Origin of the sequence: Desulfonatronospira sp., from assembly GCA_003563255.1 — a bacterium.
Classification (GTDB): Bacteria; Desulfobacterota; Desulfovibrionia; order Desulfovibrionales; family Desulfonatronovibrionaceae; genus Desulfonatronospira.
On the sequence record PWSL01000293.1, the window covers coordinates 1 to 8,999 of the forward strand.

The 8,999-nt window shown below is 52.2% G+C and carries 10 protein-coding genes and 2 tRNA genes; 4 read left to right on the forward strand and 8 right to left on the reverse strand.

Features of this window, described 5'->3' with window-relative positions:
- Window positions 1-161 precede the first annotated feature (161 nt).
- From QZP87_RS08675 to QZP87_RS08710, 8 genes are all read right to left on the reverse strand, one after another.
- The gene (locus QZP87_RS08675) at window positions 162-1,310 is read right to left on the reverse strand and encodes a M20/M25/M40 family metallo-hydrolase (RefSeq protein ID WP_291322525.1); all 1,149 of its coding nucleotides are present in this window, start codon (window positions 1,308-1,310) and stop codon (window positions 162-164) included.
- Complete coding sequence (locus QZP87_RS08680; RefSeq protein ID WP_291322526.1) at window positions 1,303-1,884, reverse strand: GNAT family N-acetyltransferase; 582 nt, start codon at window positions 1,882-1,884, stop codon at window positions 1,303-1,305. Before QZP87_RS08680 ends, QZP87_RS08675 begins: the two co-directional genes overlap by 8 nt.
- 21 nt (window positions 1,885-1,905) lie before the next feature.
- Window positions 1,906-3,207, reverse strand: coding sequence for a nucleotide sugar dehydrogenase (locus QZP87_RS08685; RefSeq protein ID WP_291322527.1), 1,302 nt, complete (start codon window positions 3,205-3,207; stop codon window positions 1,906-1,908).
- A 372-nt stretch (window positions 3,208-3,579) separates the two neighbouring features.
- Entirely contained in the window at window positions 3,580-3,843 is a 264-nt protein-coding gene (locus QZP87_RS08690; protein ID WP_291322528.1) for a hypothetical protein, read from the reverse strand.
- A 104-nt stretch (window positions 3,844-3,947) separates the two neighbouring features.
- A tRNA-Asp gene (locus tag QZP87_RS08695) sits at window positions 3,948-4,024 on the reverse strand.
- A 6-nt stretch (window positions 4,025-4,030) separates the two neighbouring features.
- A tRNA-Val gene (locus QZP87_RS08700) sits at window positions 4,031-4,106 on the reverse strand.
- 49 nt (window positions 4,107-4,155) lie between these two features.
- Complete coding sequence (gene tmk, locus QZP87_RS08705; RefSeq protein ID WP_291322529.1) at window positions 4,156-4,794, reverse strand: dTMP kinase; 639 nt, start codon at window positions 4,792-4,794, stop codon at window positions 4,156-4,158.
- Entirely contained in the window at window positions 4,770-5,807 is a 1,038-nt protein-coding gene (locus QZP87_RS08710; protein WP_291322530.1) for an HD domain-containing protein, read from the reverse strand. The genes tmk and QZP87_RS08710 overlap by 25 nt, the downstream gene beginning before the upstream one ends.
- A 331-nt stretch (window positions 5,808-6,138) precedes the next feature.
- On the opposite strand from QZP87_RS08710, the gene QZP87_RS08715 reads away from it, so the two are divergent.
- From QZP87_RS08715 to QZP87_RS08730, 4 genes are all read left to right on the forward strand, one after another.
- Window positions 6,139-6,435 (forward strand): 4Fe-4S dicluster domain-containing protein, encoded by a 297-nt coding sequence (locus tag QZP87_RS08715; RefSeq protein ID WP_291322531.1) that lies wholly within the window; start codon window positions 6,139-6,141, stop codon window positions 6,433-6,435.
- A 392-nt stretch (window positions 6,436-6,827) separates the two neighbouring features.
- On the forward strand, window positions 6,828-7,982 hold the full coding sequence (locus tag QZP87_RS08720) for a 2-oxoacid:acceptor oxidoreductase subunit alpha (protein WP_291322532.1): 1,155 nt from the start codon (window positions 6,828-6,830) through the stop codon (window positions 7,980-7,982).
- A gap of 4 nt (window positions 7,983-7,986) precedes the next feature.
- On the forward strand, window positions 7,987-8,817 hold the full coding sequence (locus QZP87_RS08725; RefSeq protein WP_291322533.1) for a 2-oxoacid:ferredoxin oxidoreductase subunit beta: 831 nt from the start codon (window positions 7,987-7,989) through the stop codon (window positions 8,815-8,817).
- A partial coding sequence (locus QZP87_RS08730) for a 2-oxoacid:acceptor oxidoreductase family protein (protein WP_291322534.1) occupies window positions 8,817-8,999 on the forward strand: 183 nt, incomplete at its 3' end. The genes QZP87_RS08725 and QZP87_RS08730, both read left to right, overlap by 1 nt.

Here is an 8,999-nt window from a genome sequence, read left to right on the forward strand (position 1 = left end):
AACCTGTCTAAATTGGGGACAGGCACCCCCGCACTTATTTTTCTGAAGGATGATTGACAGGTTTTAAAAATAAGTGCGGGGAGAGCCAGTCCCCGGAGGTCAATAAATAAGTTTCGCTGTAATGTTATAGTATGTATTAATATCAATAAAGCGAAATTTATTTATCCGCCTTTATAATCATGTTCAAGGCCGGCACACAAGGCTGTGTAGATACGGGCTGCGCTGGTGACTTCGGCAAGGCTGGTATGCTCATCAGGGGTATGTGCGGTCTCCAGTGCCCCCGGACCGAGGATCACGGGTTGGGAACCTGCCTGGTAAAACAGATTGCCGTCTGACTGAGAGCGAAATATATTCTCGTAATACGGCACACCCAGGTAATGATATACCCTGTTCAGTTGGTTGGCCATAAAATGCTCATTGCCCAGGTCGTATCCTGAATATGAGGATTCAAACCCGACCTCCAGGTTCAGGTCCGGGATAAAATCGTGGGCCTCCATGGCCCTTTGGCGAATAAGGGTCTTAAGCTTTTTCAGGTCCATGCCTGGACGCAGATGCAGATCAATCCAGGTCTCGCAGCGGTCCGGCACAACAAAGCCCGCCCTGGAAGAACTCATCTCTCTGATGGAATACACAAGGTTGGAAGCTTCCTGCTGAAAAAGCTCGTGCCTGCCCAGATGTAAAAGGATTTTCAGCATGGACTCCACGGCATTATGTCCCAGTTCCGGCAGGGAGGAATGGCTTTTACGGCCGGTGGTTTCCAGGAAGGCCTCCAGGTATCCGTAGTGGGAGTAGCAAACTGCCAGGCTTGTAGGTTCTCCAATGATCACCCAGGGAGGGCGTATGTTTTCCAGGAACACCTCACTGCCGTCACCGCTTTCCTCTTCCCCCACCACCAGGGCCAGACCCACCGGAGGACGTTCTGTGGGTTCAAATGCGCCGGCCAGGGCCATCCAGGTCTCCACCATGGCCGCACATCCGCCCTTCATGTCGGCGCTGCCCAGCCCCCTGATGATGCCGCCCTGTTCATAAGGCCCTTCTTCTTCAAAATCCCAGTCCGCAACGGTGTCCACGTGCCCCACCAGGTAAAGCAAAGGCTCCTGGGATCCCATTGCAAGAAGGAGGTTGAAGCGGTCCTCTTCCACCTCCTGGCGGGTCACCTCAAAACCTTCGGTTCTAAAACGATCTTCCAGGTAAACCTGGATATCCTTTTCTTTACCAGAGGGGGAATAAATATCTATCATCTCCACCAGTACAGATAAAAGCCTCTGGGGATCTATCTTGCGAAGCGCCTGATCTATTCTTTCATGCATAGCTGGATCTCTTTGGTGTCTTTTTCTTCTGCACTATGGATTTTCTGCCGCTTTTCGGCCTTTTCTTCTTACCGGGTTTGGTTTTGGCTTTGCGACTGAGGTTCATGCTCAAAAAAACATGTTCCTTCATATCGTCAAAGCCCTGCTTCTGAAAGAAACGAATGGCGGAAACATTATCCCCGGCGGTATCCACAATGACCATGCGCACACCCGTCTGCTCCATCCGCCTGACTATTTCCTTGAACAGGCGGTTGCCCACTCCGGCGTGCTGCATGTTCTTGCGCACCCCCAGCCAGGTCAGGTAGCCGTACTTCCATGCAGACCTGGGCTTTTCCACTGTAGTGGCCAGGGCAAAACCAACGATATGTTCGTCTACTTCGGCCACCAGACAAAGCTCGTTGTCAGTGCTGAACAGGTTTATAATCTCATATTCGTCCCAGGTGCGGTAAAGGCTGGTTGAAAACTCGGCTGTAAAGACCTCTTCACCTATATGAAATACAGGAGCCAGATCATCAATACCCATTTCCCTGATACGAATTTTTGGCGCCTTTATCTCCTCTTCCGACGTGTCCATTTCCTCCTCCGGTTAAAAGTTTCAGGCCCTGAAGACCTTGCCGGGCGAATCAGCAAAAAAACCCCGGGTATCCAGGACCGGAACATTCAGGCTGGAGGGATCCAGATCCCGGTAATCCCTGTGCGCGGTACAAAGAATAACCAGGTCAAACTCCCCGGAAACCTGCACTGATTTGCGCCCTGCATAATGGGCATATTCTCTGGAGGGCTTGATAACCGGCACAAAAGGATCATTATAATAAACATCCGCCCCTTTATTTTCCAGCAGCTGCATTATCTTGTAGGTTGGCGACTCCCGGTCGTCATCCACGTCTGGTTTGTAAGCCAGTCCCAGGATCAATATCCTTGATCCTTTCAAGGACTTATCAAACTCGTTCAACACCTCCATGACCCTTTGCACCACGAAATAGGGCATGGAAGTGTTGATCTCTCCTGCCAGCTCGATAAAACGCGTGGCCACATCGTACTCCCTGGCCTTCCAGGTAAGGTAGAAGGGGTCAATAGGGATGCAGTGCCCTCCCAGGCCCGGTCCCGGATAAAAGGGCATGTACCCGAAGGGCTTGGTGGAGGCGGCCCGGATCACCTCGAATATATCAATGCCCATTTTCATGAAGGCTGTTTTCATCTCGTTCACTAAGGCAATATTTACGCTTCTGAAAATGTTCTCCATGAGCTTGACCGCTTCTGCTGTCCTGGTGGAAGATACCGGCACCAACTGGTCAATAACCCGGCCGTACAGGGCCATGCCGGTCTCCAGGCAGTCCCGGGTGATGCCTCCGCAGACCTTGGGTATATTCCTGGTATTGAACCCCGGATTCCCAGGGTCTTCGCGCTCTGGAGAATAGACCAAAAAGACATCCCGGCCGATTCTAAGCCCAGCGGACTCTATGCGGGGGCACAGTTCTTCATCCGTGGTGCCGGGATAGGTGGTGGACTCCAGGGAAACCACCTGGCCGGGCCGCATGACAGGGAGGATTTCCTCCAGGGAGTTTATCACGTAGGTAAGATCCGGCTCGCGGTGTTTATCCAGGGGCGTCGGAACACACAATATCAGGGCATCCGCCTCCCCAGCCCTGGAAAAATCCAATGAAGCCTCCAGTCGCCCCTGCTGCACGGCTTGCTTCAAAGGCCTGGAGGGGATATGTCTTATATAGCTCTCACCCGCCTTGATACTTTCAACTTTTTTCGGATCAATATCCAGGCCAAGTACCGGGTATCCCACTTCCAGATAACGAAGGGCCAGAGGCAAGCCCACGTAACCCAGCCCGATTATGCCTATCCTGGCTTCACCGGAGTTCAGTTTATTGATCAGCTCAATTTTCATAGTCAACCCCATCTCCAGGGCATGGTCAGCTGCCCGCTTCAGAAGTTGTGATCTGTAATCTGTTATCTGTTATCTGTTATCAGAAAATCCAGATAAGTGATAACATATTTTACCTGATTCCTGAAAAGTAAGCATTCAGAGGGTGCCGGAACCGGCCAGGGGACAGTCCCCGCAACACCTTTCCTGCACTTCCTGCACAAAAAAAATGACAAACGCGTATCTGTTCAGCGCTTTTAAGGAAAGCAGGGGACAGACACTCCGCCGGATAGTCCGGTCGTTTTACGGTTTGAGGTCGGCAAAAGTGCCTGTCCCCGGTGGCCGAGACGATAATTTACACAAAGTGTCGTTGTAGTGATATGTTTCGCTGTAGTGCTAAGGGGAATTTTTCAAATAATTCAGGGTTTCCCTGTATCTTTGCAGTCTGTCTTCCAATTCTTTTTTATGCTGAGAATCAAGGGAGTTGAAGTGCTCTTTGTTGTACTCTACCTCAAGTCTTCTGACTTCTTCTTCAAAATAGCTGATATCTTTTCTCTGTCTCAGCTGTTTTTTGGCTTTGAAATAGAGACCGCTTAAGTAATACACAACAAAATATGTTATGAGCAGAATTATTGAAATATAGAACAGGTAGGTCAGCATATAAAACTCGAAAAAAACGGGGTGACTGTCACGGGTTGGAATATTCTGTGCAATTATCCAAAAAAAAGGCCGGGGAAAGCAAATCCCGGCCTATGATTTTCTTGTGGCGGGGCCGACGAGACTCGAACTCGCGGCCTCCGGCGTGACAGGCCGGCGTTATAACCAGCTTAACTACGGCCCCGCATCATGGTGGGCGGAACAGGGCTCGAACCTGTGACCCCCGGCTTGTAAGGCCGATGCTCTCCCAACTGAGCTATCCGCCCTCTTGAAAGAACAAAATAAACTTTGCATCGCCGGTTGTCAACACTTTTTTTATAAATTCTCCATATATTCATTTACTCTGTTTCTAACCCTGTCAAACACGGTGTCCTGGTCCTCTGCAGCATCCAGGACCACTATTCTTTGTGGCTCCTGAGAGGCCAGCTCCAGGTATCCTAACCTGACCCTGATGTGAAAATCCAGGGCCTCGGCCTCAAATCGCCCCTCGGAACTGGTGATATTTTGTACCATGTTCCTCTCCAGAGCACGTCTAAGTCCTGTTTCCGGGGACAGGTCCAGCAGGAAGGTCAGATCAGGCCATGTCCCGTCAACTGCGACCCTGTTCATGTTCTGCAGGGTCTGTACATGCATCTCCCGGCCGAACCCCTGGTATGCCACAGTTGAATCTATGAAGCGATCCGAAATCACGGTTTTGCCTGTATGAAGGGCCGGGCGGATTACCTGCTGCACGTGCTGGGTCCGGTCAGCCAGGTACAGAAAAAGTTCCGCCTCCCTGGTAAGATCGTTGTTTTCCAGGGAAAGAAGCATCTTACGCAGTTCCTTTCCAAGCCTGCTTCCCCCCGGCTCAAGGGTCAGCAGCACTTCCCGTCCATTGCCTTCCAGGTAATCCTTGAGATGCCTTGCCTGCGTGGACTTGCCGCAGCCCTCTATTCCTTCAAAGGTAATAAACACCGTCCTTCCTTTCTGGTGGTCTGGACGCTGGCGGTTCCGGGCCTGGGGGTCCTTTCAGGCTGAAATACATATCTGCCCAGGGACCTCTGGTAGTCCGACCAGGTTCCTGCTGTTTCTTCAGCTGCCTGTCCCCCTCCCAGAGCCTGTTCCAGTGTCTTGATCTTGGCGTCCAGGTTGTCTGCAAAATGCAGCACAAAAGCCTCCCTGGTCTTGGGCCTTTTGGGAGAGCCGAACTCCAGTTCTCCGTGGTGGCTTATGATTATATGCTTAAAATGCATAATGAGATCAGCATTAAGCTCTTTGGCCTTGTCCAGGAAAGGCTCCAGCATATCCAGGCCCAGGAATATATGTCCCAGGAGCTTGCCCTGGTCGGAATACTCCCTGCTTGCCCCGGGCAGGATCTCCCTGGCCTTTCCCAGGTCATGAACAGCTGCAGCAGACAGGAGTATATCACGGTCCAGGTCCGGGTAAAGATCGCAGACCTGGTTGCAGATTCGGCTTACGCTCAGGGTATGTTCAAGGAGTCCCCCCATGTAGGCATGGTGGATACTTTTGGCGGCCGGGGCCTTTAAAAGGGCCTTTTTGATATCTTCTTGGGAAAGTACCTTTTTTATCAGCTTTTTCCAGGCCGGGTAAGAGATATTCTGGTGCAGAAATAATAGCAGGTTCTGGTGCAGTTCTTCCGGGGGGATGTCTGAAACCGGCAGAAATAGTCCCGGGTCAGCCTCTGCCTCATCCACAAACTGCATTTCTTCAATATTGAGCTGTACCTGCTCCCCGAAAACCTGTGAATTCGCCCTGATATGCACCAGCTGTTCCTCGGGGATATCCTGAAAATTGCGGCTCAAGGGGTTCCAGATGCGGGCCTGAATCTCTCCGCTTCTGTCCTGCAGGGTCAACTGCCAGTAAGGGCCGTTTCTGGCCTGAGCCTGCCTGGCCCTGATAACCATGAAAAGGTCTTCAACCTGCTGCCCGGCCTTGATATCCTGTACAAATTTTTTTTTGTTCTGCATGGTGTTGTAAATAAATAAACATTGGAGTATGAACCGGTGCTTGATTGATTGACTGCAACAGGCGATACAGCCAACCGGCGATTATATAACATGTATCTGTTCAGCGCTTTGCATGTCGCATGGGAACTGGCTCTTCCGGGACCCACTTGTCCCAGAAATCGAGTCATTTTGAGCACAAAATGATGCTCAAGTGGGTCCCGGAGTGCCTGTCCCCTGCTTTCCTTAACAGCTCTAAACAGATACGCGTGAAAAAAAATGGGTTGCGGGCATAGCCCGCCTTAGCATAATATTTTAACCTACCATGCTATTAATCAATTCACAAGGATAAACTATGGCCAGCAAAAAAGGAGAAAGCAGGGTCAAGGTATTCCGGGACTGGTGCAAAGGATGCGGCATATGCGCAACCTTTTGCCCATCCAGTGTCCTGAGTGTGGACAAGCAGAACAAGGTTCGGGTGGATCAGGAGGATGAGTGCATCAACTGCGGATTCTGTGAGATACATTGCCCCGATTTCGCCATCATGGTCTATCCCAGAGATGAGCGTACCCCCTTTGAGGCTAACATTGAAGACGTTGCACCCGCCACCCGGGAAGAACTGCATAAGATAAGAAACAGCAACTCCAAGTAAGCTCGGCAACATAAATAACTTGAGAGTTCAAAGTTCCTGGTTCTTCGTTCCTGGTTGAAAAAAATAAAGTCAATAAATTTAGATAGATATCTGGTCTGGCCCGAAAGACATGTTGAGCTGCCAAAAAAGCTAATAAAAATAAATGGTTACAAAAAAAACTTTTGACTGTCCAGATAAATTAATAAGGTCACCATTCAGGGGGTCCTCTCAGGGGGTCCTCAATGATGAATAATGGCACAAGGCCTGAGGACTGTCCCCCGCTAAGTAATAATTGTGCAGCTTCACAATATTTCGCGTCTGTACTTTTAGTGTTTGTGCAGGAAAAGTGTCGCGGGGACTGTCCTCGGCCCGGTATCTTCCCCCTGAATGATTACTAAATAAGCAGGTTTGAAATGGCCTCCAAATCACGCAAAAACAAGTTCACAGAGATTTTTGCCCTGGGCAACGAAGCAGTGGTGGAAGGTGCCCTGCTGGCGGGTTGCACCTTTTATGCCGGCTATCCCATCACTCCCTCGACAGAGATAGCCGAAGAAATGGCCAACAGGCTGCCGCACCTTCGAGGCGGGGTGTTCATCCAGATGGAGGATGAAATAGCCGGCCTGGGAGCGGTCATAGGAGCTTCCCTGGCCGGGCGTAAGGCCATGACCGCCACCTCAGGTCCGGGCTTTTCCCTGATGCAGGAGCATATCGGCTATGCCTGCATCACCGAGGTGCCCCTGGTGCTGGTCAATGTCATGCGTTCCGGTCCAAGTACCGGCATGCCCACCAACCCGGCCCAGGGAGACGTACAGCAGGCCAGGTGGGGCACTCACGGGGACCACCCGATAATCGTGCTTTCAGCCTGCGATGTCCAGGAGTGCCTGGAGATGACTGTCACTGCATTCAACTATGCCGAAAAGTACCGCACTCCGGTTATCCTGCTTCTGGATGAGATCACCGCCCATACCAGAGAAAAGATCAGGCTTCCAGACCCTGATGAGTTGAACATCTTTTCCAGACTTACTCCCAGCATGCCTCCGGAATGGTACATGCCCTACGAGGACAACATGCGCGGGGTGGCTTCCATGCCTCCTCTGGGGTCGGGCTACCGCTATCATGTTACCGGCCTTATCCACGATGACCACGGATACCCCACTTCAAATCCCAGGGAAGTGGAGCAGATAATGCATCGGCTGTTTCGCAAGATAGACCAGTTTTTCTACGACATCCAGATGGTGGATGAAATCATGTGCGAGGACGCTGAGGTATGCGTAGTGGCCTACGGTTGCGTGGCCAGGTCCGCTGCCCTGGCGGTGCAGCAGGCCCGGGAGCGAGGCATCAGAGCCGGCCTTCTCAAGCTCAAGACCCTGTTTCCCTTTCCCAGGCCAGCAGTGGAAAAGATGCTGCGACAATGCAGCAGCATCCTGGTACCGGAAATGAATATGGGGCAGATATCGCGCGAGATCAAGCGCGTCAACAACGGGCAGAGCAAGATACTTACCCTGAACAGGGTGGACGGACAGATCATCACCCCGGCTCAAATCCTGGGCAAAATACAAAAAGGTTGAGACCATGGCCAAAGTAACCCAGCTCGTTCACAATTACCTCAGGCACTCCAAGAGATTTCCCCATGTATTCTGCCCCGGCTGCGGGCATGGCATTGTCCTGGGCTCGCTTATCCGCTCCATTCACTCCCTGGGGCTGGCAAAGGACGACGTGGTCCTGGTGGCAGGTATAGGATGCTCCGGCAGAATCCCGGTCTATGTGGATTTCAACACCATCCACACCACCCACGGTCGGGCCCTGACATTCGCCACCGGCATCAAGCTGGCCAACCCCAGGCTCAAGGTCATAGTGATCATGGGCGACGGAGATGCCCTGTCCATCGGGGGCAACCACCTCATCCACGCAGCCAGGCGCAACATCGGCGTCACCGCCCTGGTACTCAACAACCATATCTACGGTATGACCGGGGGACAGAGTTCCTGCACCACTCCCATGGGCAGCTTTTCCACCACCACGCCCTTCGGCCAGCTCGAGGAGGAATTCGACATCTCCAGGGTGACCAAGGTCTGCGGCGCAAGTTTCGTGGCCCGCACCACAGTGATGCAGGCCAAAACCATGGACTCCATGATCTCTGAGGCCGTCCTGCATCCCGGCTTCGGGCTGGTGGAAATCATCAGCCCCTGCCATACCCAGTACGGGCGCAAAAACAAGTTTAAGAGCTGTGTGGATATGTACAAATGGCTGCAGAAAAGCTCCACCCCTCTGGAAAAATTCAAGGAGATGTCTCCGGAAAAGCAGGAAAAGGCCATCGCCACGGGCATCTTCGAAAAAAGGGACTGCGAAGGACTTGAAGAAAAATACGCCCGGATGCGCCGTAACCTCAGAGGAGAACGCTGATGACAAACGACCTGCATCTGGACAGATTCGAAGTCCGCTTGTCCGGGCTCGGCGGGCAGGGCATACTGACCCTGGGTCGCATCATGGGGCAGGCCCTGGCCCTGGACCACGGCTACGAGGTCACCCAGACTCAGAGCTACGGACCTGAGGCCCGGGGAGGGGCCAGCCGCTGCGACCTGGTC